Raw genomic sequence first — 17,594 nt, 5'->3', positions numbered from 1 at the left:
GGCAGAGCAAGCAAGTATAAAGTAAATACTTAGTCATTACTAGCATGGAGATAACTTAAATAATTACCTTTGCTCTCAATAGCTATCTTTGTAAAAACCAAAATAGGGGTGGAAGCGCCATCGTGTTTCGCTATTTAAGTTGACAGTACAAAATTCATTGGCCAATCGATAATAATTTTTGTACGGGATATATTCTGCTATTTGCGCAAGCGCTTGTTTAACAGTATTGGTTAACCAAGGCTGTATCAACGGATTATCAAATTGCCAATTTTGATAGATAAAATTACTATTTTGCAGATCACAACTGAGTTCATTTGGTGTTTGCCAAGCTATTTCAGCATAACTAAATTGATGTTCGCCTTCTTCATCTAATTGGCAAATATATTCATCTTGTGATTGTTCTGGCATTCTAAATGGCGAAATTAATTGAAGGTGAACACAATGGTGATGAGCTAAATTGGGTTGCCAATAGCTAGTGACATAATTACATTTTTGAGCATTAACTGGAAACAAGTTAGCCATAACATAATGTTCTAATCCGGCAAGAGTTAACTCATTTTGATTATCTGAGATAATACGGGGAGCAGCATTAATATTCATTAATTGATCGGATGTTATCAATTGGTCAGTTTTATGCGTTTTTAATAAAAAAAGTGATTTTTGTTCAAAACCTGGCTTTGTGAAACAAGGATTATGAATACCTAAATTATTTCCATATTTTATCGATTTTAAATTGCTACCTAATATAGCCACATTCGCTTTTTGGGCTATTTTTTCTGGTCTGTGGCGCCATACTCGGCCGACTAATTGAATAATTGAACGCATTGAAGATGGCTCTATAATTGCCCAATCATAATCATGATCACGCCCAACTTCAGTAACTGGAGTGCCTATTACAATAAAAATTTGATTCTTTTTATCACTGTTTGCTATAGCGGTATGGATTTCAAGTTGTTCAAATAATTGGTTAGGATCACTGCGGTTTAATATTCTATCCAGCTTTTCCTCTAATTGGCTACGTAACAATAATAATTGTCTAGCATGATAGACTACCAAATGAAATTTGACATCTGCCGGTAACTCGGTTTGATTATAGAATTGTTTAGTCAGCAACATTACATCATCTATATGCGCAAAGCGCATTAAACCTATACTGATTTTCTTGCTTGATTTCTCATCTTGTTGATGATGATCTAAATGAAAGTGGTAGGCTTGTTCTAGTAACTGTTTTGCCAATAAAGCATATCCCTGATCTAAATTTTCTTTTTTATCTAATGAATAATTTAATAATTCCAAAATCTGCCCTTGACGACGACAAACTCCTTTTTCAAGTTTTTTTACTCTTTGTTCAACAAATTGATTATGATGATCTCTAAAATTATTAGTATCTAATATTTGTTCAATTGATTGTTGATATTCATCAAACCACCCGCAGACAATGCTACTATCATGTTTTCCATTATTTTGATTAAATATTTTCCTTCCGGCTTGATAGGCATCAAACAAGCCAACAATTAAATCAGGCGTTAAAGTAGCCGATGAAAGAAGTACTTTACTGCCATAAAGGCCAGCTAAATGAACTAATCTTGCTAAAGCAGGTAAATCTTGCTGATCAAAATCATCGGGTTCATCTAAAATCAAATCAGAAGTAAGCAGTCTTAAAGTAGGTGCAATATATTTGCCACCTCGAACACATTCGCTCGCTTGCATCAGATGATCAACAGTACATGTGACAATTGGCGTATAAATTAATTTACGAGCTTTACTATTTTCGATAATCGTACCTAATTCATTATCAGCAATACCGCTTTCTGCCACATCAATAAATTCATCGACTAATGATTCTATCGACTCACAACCAAGGCTATCTAGATTAGCTTTTGGTTTATTATCAGAAGTTTTGTTTTGATTTTCTAAATCAAATAAGGTTTGGATTGCTTTGCCACCAACTAAAATAGCCAAATGTTCATCGGTCAAATGCAATCTTTCACGTAATGCATTGCCAGTTTGTAGCGTCAATACCCTTAAACCTAAGGCAATGGTAAAACGCACTCCACGTTGGGGGCTTGACAACGCATACATAATACGCCCATTAGCTAAGGTTTTACCACAACCGGTAGATGCCATATTAACGCCAAAAAAACCATTATTATCGCTCAATTGTTGATAACTTCTGGACAAATCAAAAGCATGGTTTTGCCATTGAAAGCGTTTATTTGTCGTTCGTTTGGTAAATGGCTTATGCTGATTGATTGCCGGTAATTCTTCACTCAATTTGGGTAATAGGCGAGCAAACCTTGCTGTAAGATTAGCAACACCAATTAGATGATCATCTAAACGTTGTTTTGCTTTTGGACCTTTATTGGTATTAGCAATAAGTATTGCAGTATCTTCATCTGCTTCTTTATCATAACATGGTAAACTAGAATAGTTATGATCTGCAACCATAAGGCTTAATCGGGATAGGTGCAATAATAATGTATCAACTTCTGTGAGTTGCATTAAAGGGGCGTGATTAAATGCTTTACTTGCATAGCGACTTAATTTTTTTAGCCAAGTTTGACTTAAGGTGATATCACTTTTCAATTGCCAAAAGTGCTCAGGGAATGGATGTTGACTATCGCTATTTTTAACCCATTTTTCAACGGCTTTGAATGTTTTAAAAAAGCTTTTTGTTGTTAGCTGAGAAATATCAAAGTCATCTTTTTGTTTTTCTTGACAATCTTTGTATTTAATAGGCATTAAGAAAGGCATACGATGATGTGATACAATTAACCAACCAATCCATTGTGCGAATAATGGCAATTGAGAAAGATCACATTTTTCAATCTTCGATAATTTCAGATACCAATCTGGTTTTTGCTGTTGATAATCGGCAAAATTAGCTAAACGTGTTAGTACCTCTTGATTGGTAGTACAATCGTGAATCATCAGTAAAAATAACTGTAATGAAATCCACTCATGTCGATATGGATCTCCAGTTATTGAAGCTTTACGTAATTTATCTTGAAAACCAACTGTCGCTTTACCTAAATCATGCAATAATGCAGCAATAGTTGCAATAAGTTGTATGGATATAGCATGTTGCCAAGAATTTTCGTTATCACTTCGTAAAATATCTCGTTTTGTACGATTAGTCGGCACTCGTCCTTGCTGGTTAAATTGGCTTTTATCGCCGACAATCCAAAGGAGATCAGTTTGATTTTTTCCATGTGTCCAGTAGCAAGCAACAGCAGTATTTTTTCGAGCGGTTTTTCGTAATAATTTATAAAGCGTTTGTAAACCGGCTGAAGTTATCGGCGTTTGCCAAGTTCGTTCACCACAACGCTCAGCAAATTGATCGATGATTCGGCGGGTTTCTGTTAATGCTCTTTTTTTGCATTGGCTCACAAGTAAAATATTCATGTTTTATCCGCTATTTGTTTTAACGTATCAATAATCATATCGAGCGCGCCTAATTGCGCGAATTGTGAAATACAAGATTGACGAAATGTTTTCTCATCATCACCTTGCATAGCAGATATAAAAGCTTGAGGTAAAACCATACCATCTTTAATAATATCAGCAGCATCAAAAACTAAGCCGCCACGTCGAGTTTTGCCATGTAAAATAGCTAAACCATGTGGCAAACCCAATACCCAACAAGCCGTAGCACCTAAACCATAAGCTAAATAATTACCATGATCTAAAAATTGATTAGCAGGATCATGGCTTTTATTTCGAGTGGCATGCTCTCTTTTAAATTTGTCATCTTGCAACGTTAATTGATTTGCCATTGCATACAATCTTTTGCTAAATCGTCCTTCTGCTGTTAACAGAGATTGACTATTTTTAGCCGTATCAAACTGTTCTCTGGCATCGTTGATAATGTTAGTTAATTGATTTTGATCTACTGTCCAATCAAATTCTAACCAACTCGATTGAATGATATTAAGTCGATGCTGTTGTAACATTTTAGCGGCTTGTAATCGGCGCTGATCATCAAACCAAAATTGGCACCAACTTTGTAAGTATTCAGTTGCACGATACTCACTTTGAGGTGAAAAAAATTGACAAGCAAACTCTGACTCGGTCGAAGCAAATAGTGGTGTTCCGCCGCCACCACAAAATCCAATCATTACCCCGGCTCTTGAAAGTTCACGGACAGCAGCTTGCGTTAATGAAGTACCGGTACCAAGCAAAATGCAGGTGGTGTTAGCTATCGGAATGTTCCAATACAATGATTGCAGCCCTTGATCGGTGACATACTCAACTCGACCACCATTGACTAAAACCCGGCAGTGTTCTAAATAATAAATATTAGCACGCTTGGAATGTAAAATGGTTTTAAGATCAGAAGAGTGAATCAAATCCATGATTATAAGAAAATAAATTCAATTTTTACATAATGACAAATTAACACTGTTTTATGTAAAAAACGAGCTTTTTTAAATAACAATTTTTATAAAAGCTAATTCAATAAATTGCTTTACTAATTATAAGATGATAAATTATTAACCAGTTTAAGATGATCGTTGTTTAAATAAAATACAATGACAATTCCAGCCATTAAAATCAGGGCATTTTAAAGCGCAAAAACCCCGCTCCTCAAAAAATTTTCAGGAGCGGGGTTTTGTGATTAATCGTAAGTATCTTTTTATTCTCTAAGAGAAGAAGTTTTCATAGATGAGTTTGATACTCATAATAGTGGAAACGGTAATAAGCATTGGTCTTATCAATTTTCGCCCTTTAGCGATAACCATTTTGGCCCCTAATCTTGCGCCAATAAATTGACCAACAAGCATAACAAGACCAATTGACCATACCACTTCGCCACCAACAATAAAAAAGATTAAGCCCGCTAAGTTAGAGGTAAAATTGAGTACTTTGGTATGTGCAGTGGCTTTGGTTAAATTAAAACCGGCAAGGGTGATATAGGCTACTGCGTAAAATGAGCCAGCTCCGGGCCCAAAAAAACCGTCATAAAATCCGATAGCTAATGCTGGTAATAAGGCGAATTGGATTATGGTTAGGCGACTTTTACGGTCATTTTCCCCAATGGTCGGGGAGAGTAAGAAATAGAGCCCAACACTAATAGTTAAGATCGGTAAGAGTAATTTTAAGAAGTCAGCTTGTATATGCATGACGGATAATGTGCCAAGCGCCGAGCCAATAAAGGCACAGGTAATTGCGAATTTTTGCTGTTTTAAATCAACCATGCGTTCACGAATAAAGTAAAGGCTGGCAGAGAAAGATCCCCCAGTACTTTGTAATTTATTGGTGGCTAAAGCACTGGCTGGCGGTAAGCCAACCGCCAAAAGAGCCGGTACCGTTAATAGCCCACCGCCACCAGCGATAGAATCAATAAAACCAGCCAACATGGCAATAAAAAAAAGTAAAGCCAGTAATTCGTAACTCATGATTATTTTACATCACTACATTGTGCAAGGTGTCGAAGATAATGATCCATTAAAACAATTGCAACCATTGCTTCAGCAATTGGTACTGCACGGATCCCCACACAAGGATCATGTCGACCATGCGTCGATACTTTAACGCTATCACCATAAACATTAATCGACTGCCCGGCAATTTCAATACTTGGCGTAGGTTTTAAAGCAATACTTGTCAAAATGGTTTGCCCGGAGCTAATACCGCCTAAAATACCGCCAGCATGATTAGATAAAAAGCCTTCAGGGGTAATTTCATCACGATTTTCACTGCCTCGCTTATTAATTACCGCAAAGCCGTCACCTATTTCAACGCCTTTAACCGCATTAATGCTCATTAAAGCATGGGCAAGTTCTGCATCTAATTTGTCGAACACAGGTTCACCCAGCCCAACAGGAACATTTTGTGCAACCACACACACTTTTGCGCCGATTGAATCACCCTCTTTTTTAAGCTTTCTCAGTAAACTATCAAGCGCTTCAAGTTTGCTTTCATCAGCACAAAAAAACGGATTTTGTTCAACTTGTTGCCAGTCTTTAAGCTCACACTCAATATCACCCATTTGCGCTAAATAGCCACGAATTTGTATACCAAGTTTTTCGTATAGATACTTTTTAGCAATAGCCCCTGCAGCAACCCGCATAGCAGTTTCACGAGCAGAAGCACGACCGCCGCCACGGTAATCACGGATACCATATTTTTTTTGGTAGGTGAAATCAGCATGACTTGGTCTAAAAATATCTTTTATTTGACTATAATCTTGTGAACGCTGATCGGTATTTTCAATTAATAAACCAATACTGGTACCGGTTGTGATGCCTTGAAAAACACCAGACAAAATTTTCACCTGATCAGGCTCGCGTCGCTGAGTAGTGTAACGGGAGGTGCCCGGCCGGCGACGATCAAGATCGTGTTGCATATCAGCTTCGGTTAAGCTAAGACCCGGAGGCACGCCGTCAACTATGCAGCCTAATGCAGTACCATGCGACTCACCAAAAGTCGTCACTTTAAATAATTTTCCGATTGAGTTTCCTGACATAATATTTTTATTCCGATTAGAGAAAAACTTATTTAAAAATAGTGATGATATTTAATCAGCTCTTCACGTGTTATGGAAAAAACACCCAGTCCACCACGTTCAAATTCAATCCAATTAAACGGTACATCGGGATATTGTTGTTGTAAACTGACCCAACTATTACCAACTTCACAAACTAAAACGCCGTTTGGTGCTAAATAATTAACGGCATCACGTAATATTCTTTTTGCTAAATCCAAACCATCATCACCAGCTTCAAGCGCGAGTTTAGGCTCATACTCAAACTCTTCCGGCAGATCATTCATATCTTCATCATCCACATAAGGTGGGTTTGACACAATAAGATCGTATTGTTTAGTTGGAATATCGTTAAACAGATCAGACAAAATAGGCGTGACTTGAAACATCATTTGATGCAAATCAATATTGGTTTGGGCAACATCGAGTGCCTCTAAAGAGATATCTGTTATATCAACATGTGCTTGTGGAAAAGCATACGCACAAGCAATACCGATACAACCACTTCCGGTGCATAAGTCTAAAATATTTTGTGGCTGAGTTGTTAATAGGGTTTCAAATCGATTATCGATTAACTCGCCAATTGGCGATCGGGGTATTAATACTCGCTCATCGATATAAAAACTATGTCCGCAAAACCAAGCTTGATTGATCAAGTAAGGCGTAGGTACCCGATCATTAATTCGTTTATTGACTAAATCAATGAGCTGAAGTTTTTCGTCATTGGTGAGATTAGCTGCGTAAAATTCAGGAGGAATAAATAATGATAAGCCTAAAGTAGATAAAATAAGTTGCTTCGCTTCATCAATAGGGTTATCTGTTCCATGCCCTAAATAGATATCTGACAGGCTAAATTGCGAAGTAGTCCAGCGAATAAAATCCTGAACAGTACGTAAGTTTTCCATATTGGCTCCGAATGATCAAGGAGAGGAAGGGTTTACTGGTTATTCGAGCTTATTTACCACATAGGCTTTACCAAAGAAACGTCGAAAGTTCCAACTGGTAATTAAGTTTAAACCAGTGGTGCGCATCCTTCTGTGATTAAATCAATATAATGGCGGTGAGGAAGGGATTCGAACCCTTGATACGTTGCCGTATACACACTTTCCAGGCGTGCTCCTTCAACCACTCGGACACCTCACCTTAATTTAAGAGCCTGCATTTTGTAGCAGGCTGCATACTATAATGATCTCAGCACAATTAATCAAGTATTTTAATTCATACAAACAATCACGCCAAATGCGGCAATAATTGATAGAATAAGTACTGTCGCAATTAAACCGTATTTTAAATCTGTATTCATATTCTCTCTCCAATTAATTTCTTAATTCTAATTTATTCACTTTCAATTGGTCCATCAAGTGGCAGAAAACCCCTTAATGACTTATTTTCCTCTATTTCAGGATAGTTAGGCGCCAGATCAAGAAGCATTTCTACAGCTTCATCTAAAAAAGGATCGGGCTTTTTATAATCCTTAGGTAAATCACTTAATTTAGCAATCGGCTTGAGACCTTCACGACTTAATCGCTCATTCATGCGTTTCAAATCACGATCTTCATCTCTTTTTTGCTCGGTTTCCCGTTCTTTTCTATTTAAGGAAACGATATATTGACGATCTTTTTTATCATTCAATCGTTTAATATCTTCCTCGATATAGATAAACTCAGGATTCTTTTTAATACGAGCAATATGCTTCGATTTTAATTCCGGCAACAATGGTTTAATATTGGCAACCGTTAGATAATCTGCTGACGCAATTTTATCCCATGGCAATGCATTATCTAAATAACGCTCACCTGTTTCATCAATATATTTTGATTGAGTCATATCAATATCGGGATCAACCCCTTTTAGTTGGGTACTTCCGCCATTGATACGATAGAATTTTTGTACTGTGTACTGAGCGCCACCTAACTCTGGCCAATCCGGATGTAATCGAGCATCAGCCGGATAGGAGATATTACGAGAAGTCTGTACTGTACCTTTTCCGTAAGTTGTTTCACCAACGATTAAGGCTCGCCCATAATCTTGCATTGCTGCTGAAAAGATCTCAGAAGCCGATGCACTATAACGGTTGATCATCACAACAATTGGTTTACTAAAGCCAATGCCTCGATTTTTGTCATCATAGGTCGTCACTTTTTGCAAATTGTCGCGAACTTGAACAACTGGCCCGGTGTCGATAAATAGACCGGTTAATTCAATAACTTCGGCTAATGAACCGCCACCGTCATCACGTAAATCAATCACTAGTCCTTGAAGATTTTCTTGATTGGCAGTGATGAGTAATGATTCGACCTTTTTGGTTAAACCAATGTAGAAACTTGGTATTTCAAGCACACCAACTTTACCGCGTTCATTATTAATGATCTTTAATTTAGCTTCACGATCTTCAAAATGAATTTTATCACGAGTGATCTCAACAACTTTAGGTTTACCATTATTGTCTGCCGGTAAAATTTCTAATTTAACCACAGTGCCTTTAGGACCACGAATTTTATCTACAATGTCATCTAAACGCCAACCAACGACATCTTCAATAGGCGAATTACTTTGACCAACGCCAATAATTTTATCACCGACAGCGAGTGATTTACTTTTTTCAGCTGGACCACCGGATACAAATGACATAATCTCAGTATAATCATCTTTTTGACCCAATGTCGCCCCTATTCCTTCAAGAGATAAGCTCATATCAGAGTCAAAATCACGCTTTTTACGTGGTGCTAAATAACTGGTGTGGGGATCAATTTCTCGGGCAAAGGCATTCATAAAGACTTGAAAGCCATCTTCATTATTCGATTGGATGATTGTTTTTATAACCCGATTATATCGTTTGGTTAATGCTTCGCGGATTTGCTCTTCATTTTTTCCGGTCAACGCCAAATTAAGCTCATCGTATTTGACACGTTTGTTCCAATATTCATCAAGCTCGCTTTCGGTTTTCGGCCAAGCTAAATCTTCACGTTTAAAGTTGATTTCATCTTTAGCAGAAAAGTCCATAGGACGTTTTAATACATCAAGCGCATACTTATAGCGGTTGTAGCGTTTTTGTAATGAAAGATTATAAATATCATAAGCTGTTTTTAGATCGCCATTGATCAGCTCTTCACCTAACAACTCTTGTCTGCTTCGAAAACTATCAATATCACTTTGTAAAAATATCGCTTTATTGCTATCTAATAGCTTAAAATAGCGATCAAAGATTTGAGCTGAAAAAGCTCCATTGAGTGCAAAATCACGATAATGTGATTGTGTAAAAAAGTTCGTCACACGTTTTGCGACAATTTGATGTATATCATCTTGTTTTAAAACAGGAACTTTTTCATAAACTGGCGATGTTGCCTGAACATTTGGACTTACAACAGATAAAATAAAGCTTAGACTAATAATACCTTTCAATAACTTATTCATTCAAATTCTCTACTTAGTAATGATATGTTCTGGTTTAACAGTTAACTCCATACCAGACCCAACTTTAACTTTGATATGTTCTTTCTCTAACTTAATAATCTGCCCTTTTACAGGTTTGTTACCCAAAGATAATTTAACAAAATCACCGATTTTTAAAGTTCTCGGTTTTTTGACAGGTGCTTTAGATGACTTACGTTTCTCTTTAGCTCGAGCTTTCGCTTTATCTTTGCTCTCTTTTAACTGTTGCTGCGCATGTTCCATCTGTTCTTTGGTGATAATGTCATTATTGTTTCCGTCCAAATCAACACGATATTCACCTTCTTTAATACAGTATAGATAACGCCAGCTCATGGTATAAGCACGCAAAGCTACACGTAATTTGGTTTTGCTTAAAAGTTCATTGCTATCAATTTGAGAAAGGATATCTTGGAAAATTCCAATCTTTAATGGTTTGGCTTCCCCTTCAATTGTAAAACAATTTGGAAACTGTTGGGCTAAATAAGCAATAATCTCTTTACTATTTGTTAATTGAAACTGATTTTCCATTAGTAATTCCATAGCATCTAAATTTCAGTGACGTTAAAGTATATATCAGCTTATACAATAACACTAACTATCTTTTTTGTGTTTGTTAATAAATGACATAAAATCTTTAATACCATTGCGCATTAACCACGCAGAAACAATTGCTTGCTCATCAGTAGATAATTGTTCAAAAGCCGTGATCCAAAGTTGTAAGGGTTCAATCGGTGAAACTAAATATGAGGCACTTACCTCTTCAATAGATAACGCTTTTTTAACCTCAACAGAAAAACTACTAATATGGTATTCCAGTGCTTTACCACGTACTCCAGCTCGTTTACGGGCAGTCCACTTTTCAGCTCTTGCTTTTCGATTGATACCTTGTATCGTTGACGGCATCCCTGCAATGCTTAATAGCTCTTTCGATGAGAACCACTCTTTCATTTTAATAATCCTACATTTAAGAAACAAGAAAAAAGTTATAGAAATTAAATAAACTTTGATACAATATTAAGAAACAAATTTTTACTGTAACTAAAGTTAAATTATAAACTTACTGGTTTTAATAACAGGAAAGAATAACATAGATATTAAAGGTTATAAACTAAGAAGGAATAAAAAAATGGAAATTAACTCGAAGGACTGGCATAAAGCAGATATTATCGCTGCATTGAAAAAGAATGGCACAACACTTGCAGCACTATCACGCCAATCAGGATTAAGCTCATCGACATTAAGTAATACGTTAGTTAGGCCATGGACAAAAGGTGAAAAAATTATAGCGGATGCTTTGAATGTTAAACCTTCAGAAATTTGGCCAAGTCGTTATATTAATCCATCTACCCAAAAACCGATCAAGCGTGTATTAAGAAAAAAAAATAATTTAAAAAAGATTCACAACTAAAATAACAAACAGATTTATCAACTCAATATCAACATATGGAAACATAGAGAAATTAATATCAATGTTTCCATATTTCGCCAATTCACCTTCACTGTCCCAAATCGATCTTATTTTAGAACGATACTTTTAACGCTATCTTGAACGATATCAAACATATGCTATTATCATTGGCTTCAATCAAGACTAATTTATTATGTAAGGGCTGTAACACAATGAAAAAAGTATCCAAAATTCTTATCGTTTTATGTTCACTTGTTGCATTATCTGCTTGTACTCAGAAAAATTTTTCTGAGCAAGGCACGCCATTGAGCCAACAAAAAGTCAATAAAATTATCGAGGGCTCGACTACTGAAATTCAGTTATTGTCGCTTTTTGGTGAGCCAACCACCAAAGTAGCGCTTAAAAACAATGAAACCCAGTATACCTATGTGTATAGCAAAAAAAGTTCAACCAGTCACCCTATTATTGGTGAAACACAGTACGATATTTTAGAAGGAAAACTTGATGTTATCACTTCAAATGGTATGGTAATTTGGTTTAATTATAATGAGAATATTAAACAGAAAAAATGGTAATCGGCTTTTAACCTCAATTTGCTAGCACATAACTAAATTGTGCTGGCAACATATCTGACCCAATTCATTTAGCTCAAAACGTTTACAAACGCCTATACTTTATCCGTCTATCGTTTAAACAATCAGACAACACTGGACAAAATTACACTTTCAGTTATACTCGTTTGCGAAATTAACCAGACAATCGCTGCTTTGTTGTTGTCCTTTGTAAAAGGGAGACAAACAGAGGGGAGGAAAGTCCGGGCTCCATAGGGCAGAGTGCCAGGTAACGCCTGGGGGGTGTTGGCGAGAGCGAACATTCACGACTAGTGCAACAGAGAGTATACCGCCGATGGCTTATTATATAAGATCAGGTAAGGGTGAAAGGGTGTGGTAAGAGCACACCGCGCAACTGGTAACAGTTGTGGCACGGTAAACTCCACTCGGAGCAAGGTCAAATAGGGATTCATTGGCGCGGCCCGCGTTGAATCCGGGTAGACTGCTTGAGCTAATGCGTGAGTATTAGCCTAGAGGAATGATTGTCCACGACAGAACCCGGCTTATCGGTTAATTTCACCTTTTACTTTTTGCTCGCCTCGTTTGCTATACTCTTAGCTTTCTTTTTGTTATTTGACCAGCGCTTAACTGCCAGTGCGATAGAGAAGATAAGGCCAATAACTAATAAAAACACCGGTATTAACATCAGTAAAGACATAATTTGTTTTTCATAGGCTTTAAATACTGGCGATAGACCAAATAAATAACCTAAGGTAACAATCAAAAATATCCATAAAGTTGCACTAATCCAATTATAGATATGGAACTTTTTGCTATGTAAACCCGATAGACCCGCCATCATAGGTAAGATTGTACGAACAAAAGCGATAAAGCGACCAATAAATAGCGCTTGTAAACCATATTTATGGAATAGTACTTCTGATTTTTTGTGGTATTTTTCCGGGATATGTGCCATCCAATTTTGTACAACTTTAGTATTACCTAGCCACAAACCTTGAATATAACCCAGCCAGGTACCTAATGCCGCTCCGGCAATCAAAATCAAGTTAATTAATCCAAAGTGAAAGACATTTTGACTAATTAATACACCGGTCAAGAATAATAAACTGTCACCCGGTAAAAACGCAGCCGGTAATACCCCATTTTCTAATAAAATGATGATAAATAGCATGCCATATAATATCCATAACACATTTGGATTTGAAAGTGTTGCTATATCCATGTTAACAAATGCTTGATAAAGAGTAATGATTGTATCCATCTATTTTAAATTCTCATTATGTTAAGTTATTAGCGGTTAACAGTACCACCGACGGTTAAATTATCGACTTTTAAAGTGGGTTGCCCAACACCAACCGGTACGCTTTGCCCGGCTTTACCACAAACACCGACACCTGAATCTAATTGCAAATCATTGCCGACCATTGAAATTTGTTGCATGGTTTCAATTCCGGAACCAATCAGCGTTGCCCCTTTTACCGGAGTGGTTATTTTTCCTTTTTCAATCAAATAGGCTTCGGAAGTTGAAAAGACAAACTTACCAGATGTAATATCCACTTGTCCACCAGCAAAATTAGGCGCATAAAGCCCGTAATCAACACTACTGATGATTTCATCAAAAGTCGAATCGCCCGGCAGCATATAAGTATTAGTCATTCTTGGCATAGGTAAACAAGCATAACTTTCCCGGCGTCCATTACCTGTTGAACGAGCATTCATTAATTTGGCATTGAGTTTATCAAATAAGTAACCTTTTAAAATACCATTTTCAATTAACACTGTTTTTTGGCTTTGTGTACCTTCGTCATCTATCGAAAGCGAACCACGACGATGATCAATCGTCCCATCATCAACAATGGTGCAGAGTGTTGAAGTGACTTGTTCACCAATTTTGCCGGAAAATACTGACGTATTTTTTCGGTTAAAGTCCCCTTCCAGTCCATGCCCTACTGCTTCGTGTAACAATACACCTGGCCAGCCTGCACCTAACACAACAGGCATAGCACCAGCCGGCGCATCTTTAGCTGACAAAGCCACTAACGCTTGGCGAACAGCTTCGCGGGTATAACTATCGACATAGCTATCACCTGTCTGAGGGTTTTTCGTCAGAAAATAGTCATAACCAAAGCGCCCACCGCCACCACTTGAGCCATGCTCACGTTTACCAGCTTGCTCAACAATTACAGAAACGGATAATCGCACTAATGGTCTGATATCAGCACACAATGTACCGTCGGTTGCGGCAATTAAGATATCTTCATAACTACCGGTCAAACTAGCCGAAACTTCAATAACTCTAGGATCAATTGAGCGTGCTAGTTGATCAACTTGTCTCAATATTGCCACTTTCTGTTCTTGAGAAAACGAGTTGATCGGGTTAATGGATTGATACTTTGCGACAATGTCAGCAGATTTAAATGGCGTAACAGCAACAGGGGTTTGTTGTTTAGTTATTGAGTTTGCCGCTGAGACACTTTGTTCTAAACGATCTAAAGTGAGCTGATCGGTATAAGCAAATCCTGTTTTTTCACCAACAATAGCTCGAACACCCACACCTTGATCCCGATGAAAAGAAGCACTTTTAATAATACGATCTTCGAGCGACCAACTTTCGTAATAGCCGGATAAAAAGTATAAATCACCAAAATCAATTTGCCTTGCACTTAACATATCAAGTAAATGCATAAGATCTTTCTGGCTTAGGTTATTAGGATTGAGTAACCTTTCACTCACTTGGTTGACTATCATAAATTCCTTAATTTCTATATTGCCTACTATTTATACTGTTATCCGAAGATTTCGTACATTTTTTACTAAAACGTATAGTATTTCTGAAACTTCTTGTCAAAAAATTACATCAACACTACATCATATTGCTCTTGAATATAGAGCGGCTCAACTTTAACTTCGACACGTTTGCCAACGAAAACTTCAACCTCAGCAAGCGCATGCGACTCATCATTGGTTAATGCATTAGCCACTGCTGCTGATGCATAGACCAAAAAGTATTCGGAGCGGTGCGCTTTGTATATACGAACTATTTCACGTAAAATTTCGTTACAAATAGTTTCAACCGATTTCACAATCCCGCGCCCTTTACACGCCGGACACTGTTCACACAGAATATGCCCAATGCTCTCTCGGGTACGTTTTCGGGTCATTTCAACCAACCCTAATGCCGAAAACGAGTTAACCGTTGTTCTGGCACGGTCTTTAGCTAAAAAGTCTTGTAAAGATTGCAATACTCGTTCTCGGTGGATGGCTTCTTGCATATCAATAAAATCGATAATGATAATACCACCTAAGTTACGTAAACGTAACTGTCTGGCAATGGCAATCGTTGCTTCAATGTTAGTATTGAAGATCGTTTCTTCTAAATTTCGATGACCAACAAATGCACCGGTATTAATATCAATTGTGGTCATCGCTTCGGTTTGATCAATAATCAAATAACCGCCCGATTTCAATTTAACTTTACGATCAAGGGCTCGCTGAATCTCGTTTTCCGTGTCATAAAGATCGAAAATTGGAATATTGCCGCGATAGTGCGAGAGTTTATCAGTAACTTCGGGCATAAATTCTTGGGTGAATTCAAGTAATAGATCATAAGTTTGCTTTGAATCCACTAAAATTCGTTCAATCGGATCACCAACAAAATCACGCAATACCCGCTGGGACAGGGCTAATTCGCCATAAACTAGGTTTTTACTGGTTGGGCGAGCCATTCGTTCTTGAATTTTCTTCCATAAGCGTTTTAAAAAGTTGGCGTCTTGTTCAAGCTCATGAGCATGCGCACCTTCAGCGGCCGTTCTGACAATGAAACCACCGTCATCTGTCACATACTGCTCAACGATTTTTTTAAGCCTTTCTCGCTCTTCTTCACTTTCAATACGTTGCGAAGTTGCTACATGGGCAGAATTTGGTCCCGGCATAAGAACTAAATAGCGAGAAGGCAAGGTAATATCAGTTGTCAACCTTGCCCCTTTGGTACCTAATGGATCTTTGACTACTTGTACCATTAAGTCTTGACCTTGACGCACCAGCTCTGAAATATCTTTCACCTGAAACTGTTCTTGTTCAGTATCTGATACACATTCAGTATGCGGCATGATATCTGAGGCATGTAAAAAAGCCGCTTTTTCTAAGCCAATATCAACAAATGCGGCTTGCATTCCCGGTAAAATACGAATCACTTTACCTTTGTAAATATTACCGACGATCCCTCGTCTTGATTCACGATCAACGTGGATCTCTTGTAATACGCCATCTTCGATGTAAGCAACACGAGTCTCCGACGGCGTGACATTCATCAATAGTTCAACAGACATAAAGATTCCTTTTAATTGATATTAAAGCTCCGTTCTATGAGTCGTAACATTAAATAAACAAATATCCATAATGCTCCATCAACACAACTAGAGAGTAAAATCAAAGGCGAAATCGTTATAGTGTGATAAATGACAACTTGGAATAAAAATATCAATAAATTATAACATAGCGATACGCCAAATATCACAATCGACTGTTGCCATAGTGCTAAATTGCGTATCAATTGAAACCTAAACATTAATAAATAAGCGATAATTGAAAAAATAAAAGCATGCACACCCAGTATTGAGCCGGAACAAAGATCCATAATGGCACCCAAAACAAAAGCTGTGCCCATACCAATTCGATGCGTAACCATAATGAGCCAATAAGCTAATACAAGTATCAATAAATGTGGTTTAAACATGTCATAAGCTGGTGGCCATGGGATGATTTGCAGGCACAAACCAATAAATAACGTTATCCAAATTATGACTATTTTATTATGACCCCTCATGTGTTGCTCCTTGATCTCCCCATAATAATAGTAGATAACGTAAACGTTTTATATCAGCTGTAGGCGTTGCAGAGATAATTGGGGTTGAATCACTAATATCAAGCTTAACTGAACTGACTACTGCCACCGGATAACCTTCTGGGAAGCGCCCATCTAAACCGGAAGTCACTAAAACATCTCCCACTTTAATATCGACATTGTTAGGTAAAAAATCGAGGGTTAAATCATTACTACACCCATTTCCTACTGCAACCATTGAAATATCATTTCTTAATACCTGTACTGGTATTGCATGTTGATAGTCACAAACTAAAATAGCCCGACTGGTGTTTTGTGCAGTCTCATAGATTTGACCCACAATGCCCTTTTCATCAACTACCGGTTGCCCAACATAAACACCGTTATCTTTACCTTTATTGATAACGACTTGATACACGTAAGGATCGGTATCAGTCAATAATACTTGTGCCGCCATTTTATGTTCATCATGGCGTAACGGGGAATCAAGCAAGCCTCTTAGCCGATCATTTTCATGTTTCAAATGCTCCAATAATAGGAGTTCGCTTTTTTGTTGCATTAGTGTTTGGTGCAATTTTTCGTTTTCATTAACCAATGTGTCACGTGTTTTGGACATTTCATATAGCAGATCAAACGATGATTTAGGCGCATTTGAAATATAATAAAGTGGTGAAATTAACGTATCTAAATAATAACGAATCTGTTTGAAAGGTCGATAATTTGAATCTACTACAATTAGCGTTAAGGCTAACGCAAGTGAAATAAATAACTGTACACTAAGAGGTGAACGTTTAGAAAAAAGTAATTTCATTGTCCGGTATTTACCTGTTATATACTCAAGATCTAATTATT

The 17,594-nt window shown here is 37.3% G+C and carries 16 protein-coding genes, 1 tRNA gene and 1 other RNA gene; 3 read left to right on the top strand and 15 right to left on the bottom strand.

What is annotated here, in order from left to right; all coding sequences use genetic code 11:
- Positions 1–75: 75 nt before the first annotated feature.
- The 10 genes from cas3f to J3U42_RS01550 all read right to left on the bottom strand — a co-directional run bounded on the left by cas3f (position 76) and on the right by J3U42_RS01550 (position 10,867).
- Complete coding sequence (cas3f, locus tag J3U42_RS01595) at positions 76–3,405, bottom strand: type I-F CRISPR-associated helicase Cas3f (protein WP_267335147.1); 3,330 nt, start codon at positions 3,403–3,405, stop codon at positions 76–78.
- Positions 3,402–4,355, bottom strand: coding sequence for a type I-F CRISPR-associated endonuclease Cas1f (cas1f, locus tag J3U42_RS01590; protein ID WP_065734293.1), 954 nt, complete (start codon positions 4,353–4,355; stop codon positions 3,402–3,404). Before cas1f ends, cas3f begins: the two co-directional genes overlap by 4 nt.
- Before the next feature lie 288 nt (positions 4,356–4,643).
- A complete protein-coding gene (locus J3U42_RS01585) occupies positions 4,644–5,399 on the bottom strand; it encodes a TSUP family transporter (RefSeq protein WP_267329556.1) in 756 nt (251 codons plus the stop codon).
- Between the two features lie 2 nt (positions 5,400–5,401).
- Complete coding sequence (gene aroC / locus J3U42_RS01580; protein ID WP_267329557.1) at positions 5,402–6,469, bottom strand: chorismate synthase; 1,068 nt, start codon at positions 6,467–6,469, stop codon at positions 5,402–5,404.
- A gap of 32 nt (positions 6,470–6,501) precedes the next feature.
- Entirely contained in the window at positions 6,502–7,392 is an 891-nt protein-coding gene (prmB, locus tag J3U42_RS01575; protein WP_220217880.1) for a 50S ribosomal protein L3 N(5)-glutamine methyltransferase, read from the bottom strand.
- A 150-nt stretch (positions 7,393–7,542) separates the two neighbouring features.
- Positions 7,543–7,630 (bottom strand) — tRNA-Ser (locus J3U42_RS01570).
- A gap of 70 nt (positions 7,631–7,700) precedes the next feature.
- On the bottom strand, positions 7,701–7,790 hold the full coding sequence (locus tag J3U42_RS01565; protein ID WP_220217881.1) for a YnhF family membrane protein: 90 nt from the start codon (positions 7,788–7,790) through the stop codon (positions 7,701–7,703).
- A 32-nt stretch (positions 7,791–7,822) separates the two neighbouring features.
- Complete coding sequence (gene prc, locus J3U42_RS01560; RefSeq protein WP_267335142.1) at positions 7,823–9,901, bottom strand: carboxy terminal-processing peptidase; 2,079 nt, start codon at positions 9,899–9,901, stop codon at positions 7,823–7,825.
- 9 nt (positions 9,902–9,910) lie between these two features.
- Entirely contained in the window at positions 9,911–10,447 is a 537-nt protein-coding gene (gene proQ / locus J3U42_RS01555; RefSeq protein ID WP_220217883.1) for an RNA chaperone ProQ, read from the bottom strand.
- 63 nt (positions 10,448–10,510) lie between these two features.
- A complete protein-coding gene (locus J3U42_RS01550) occupies positions 10,511–10,867 on the bottom strand; it encodes a DNA-binding protein (RefSeq protein ID WP_220217884.1) in 357 nt (118 codons plus the stop codon).
- Positions 10,868–11,045: 178 nt separating this feature from the next.
- Here J3U42_RS01550 and J3U42_RS01545 point away from each other — a divergent pair, with 178 nt between their 5' ends.
- From J3U42_RS01545 to rnpB, 3 genes are all read left to right on the top strand, one after another.
- Positions 11,046–11,327: a helix-turn-helix domain-containing protein gene (locus tag J3U42_RS01545; protein WP_294834198.1), complete on the top strand. Its 282-nt coding sequence runs from the start codon at positions 11,046–11,048 to the stop codon at positions 11,325–11,327.
- 212 nt (positions 11,328–11,539) lie between these two features.
- Positions 11,540–11,902, top strand: a complete 363-nt coding sequence (gene bamE, locus J3U42_RS01540) for an outer membrane protein assembly factor BamE domain-containing protein (RefSeq protein WP_220217886.1) — start codon at positions 11,540–11,542, stop codon at positions 11,900–11,902.
- A 168-nt stretch (positions 11,903–12,070) separates the two neighbouring features.
- Positions 12,071–12,460: RNase P RNA component class A (rnpB, locus tag J3U42_RS01535), an RNA gene on the top strand.
- A gap of 1 nt (position 12,461) precedes the next feature.
- On the opposite strand, the gene J3U42_RS01530 is transcribed toward rnpB, so the two are convergent.
- The 5 genes from J3U42_RS01530 to mreC form a co-directional block, all read right to left on the bottom strand.
- Positions 12,462–13,160 carry a DedA family protein gene (locus tag J3U42_RS01530; protein ID WP_267335140.1) on the bottom strand — a complete coding sequence of 233 codons (699 nt, stop codon included), beginning with the start codon at positions 13,158–13,160 and terminating at the stop codon, positions 12,462–12,464.
- A 29-nt stretch (positions 13,161–13,189) separates the two neighbouring features.
- Positions 13,190–14,647, bottom strand: a complete 1,458-nt coding sequence (tldD, locus tag J3U42_RS01525) for a metalloprotease TldD (protein WP_267335138.1) — start codon at positions 14,645–14,647, stop codon at positions 13,190–13,192.
- A gap of 104 nt (positions 14,648–14,751) precedes the next feature.
- The gene (gene rng, locus J3U42_RS01520; protein WP_220217889.1) at positions 14,752–16,227 is read right to left on the bottom strand and encodes a ribonuclease G; all 1,476 of its coding nucleotides are present in this window, start codon (positions 16,225–16,227) and stop codon (positions 14,752–14,754) included.
- 11 nt (positions 16,228–16,238) lie between these two features.
- A complete protein-coding gene (mreD, locus tag J3U42_RS01515; protein ID WP_220217890.1) occupies positions 16,239–16,724 on the bottom strand; it encodes a rod shape-determining protein MreD in 486 nt (161 codons plus the stop codon).
- Entirely contained in the window at positions 16,711–17,553 is an 843-nt protein-coding gene (mreC, locus tag J3U42_RS01510; RefSeq protein WP_220217891.1) for a rod shape-determining protein MreC, read from the bottom strand. The genes mreD and mreC overlap by 14 nt, the downstream gene beginning before the upstream one ends.
- Between the last annotated feature and the right edge of the window lie 41 nt (positions 17,554–17,594).

Origin of the sequence: Gilliamella sp. B2923 (assembly GCF_026536565.1) — a bacterium.
GTDB lineage: Bacteria > Pseudomonadota > Gammaproteobacteria > Enterobacterales > Orbaceae > Gilliamella.
The sequence above is the reverse complement of the archived record's forward strand: the minus strand, read 5'-3'. Positions and strand labels throughout refer to the sequence as shown.

Excerpts from the sequence above, each read along its gene's own strand:
- rng (WP_220217889.1), bottom strand. The coding sequence starts at position 16,227 with ATGTCTGTTGAACTATTGATGAATGTCACGCCGTCGGAGACTCGTGTT.
- mreD (WP_220217890.1), bottom strand. The coding sequence starts at position 16,724 with ATGAGGGGTCATAATAAAATAGTCATAATTTGGATAACGTTATTTATT.
- cas3f (WP_267335147.1), bottom strand. The coding sequence starts at position 3,405 with ATGAATATTTTACTTGTGAGCCAATGCAAAAAAAGAGCATTAACAGAA.
- proQ (WP_220217883.1), bottom strand. The coding sequence starts at position 10,447 with ATGGAAAATCAGTTTCAATTAACAAATAGTAAAGAGATTATTGCTTAT.
- mreC (WP_220217891.1), bottom strand. The coding sequence starts at position 17,553 with ATGAAATTACTTTTTTCTAAACGTTCACCTCTTAGTGTACAGTTATTT.
- aroC (WP_267329557.1), bottom strand. The coding sequence starts at position 6,469 with ATGTCAGGAAACTCAATCGGAAAATTATTTAAAGTGACGACTTTTGGT.
- J3U42_RS01565 (WP_220217881.1), bottom strand. The coding sequence starts at position 7,790 with ATGAATACAGATTTAAAATACGGTTTAATTGCGACAGTACTTATTCTA.
- J3U42_RS01550 (WP_220217884.1), bottom strand. The coding sequence starts at position 10,867 with ATGAAAGAGTGGTTCTCATCGAAAGAGCTATTAAGCATTGCAGGGATG.
- J3U42_RS01545 (WP_294834198.1), top strand. The coding sequence starts at position 11,046 with ATGGAAATTAACTCGAAGGACTGGCATAAAGCAGATATTATCGCTGCA.
- prmB (WP_220217880.1), bottom strand. The coding sequence starts at position 7,392 with ATGGAAAACTTACGTACTGTTCAGGATTTTATTCGCTGGACTACTTCG.
- bamE (WP_220217886.1), top strand. The coding sequence starts at position 11,540 with ATGAAAAAAGTATCCAAAATTCTTATCGTTTTATGTTCACTTGTTGCA.
- J3U42_RS01585 (WP_267329556.1), bottom strand. The coding sequence starts at position 5,399 with ATGAGTTACGAATTACTGGCTTTACTTTTTTTTATTGCCATGTTGGCT.
- prc (WP_267335142.1), bottom strand. The coding sequence starts at position 9,901 with ATGAATAAGTTATTGAAAGGTATTATTAGTCTAAGCTTTATTTTATCT.
- cas1f (WP_065734293.1), bottom strand. The coding sequence starts at position 4,355 with ATGGATTTGATTCACTCTTCTGATCTTAAAACCATTTTACATTCCAAG.
- tldD (WP_267335138.1), bottom strand. The coding sequence starts at position 14,647 with ATGATAGTCAACCAAGTGAGTGAAAGGTTACTCAATCCTAATAACCTA.
- J3U42_RS01530 (WP_267335140.1), bottom strand. The coding sequence starts at position 13,160 with ATGGATACAATCATTACTCTTTATCAAGCATTTGTTAACATGGATATA.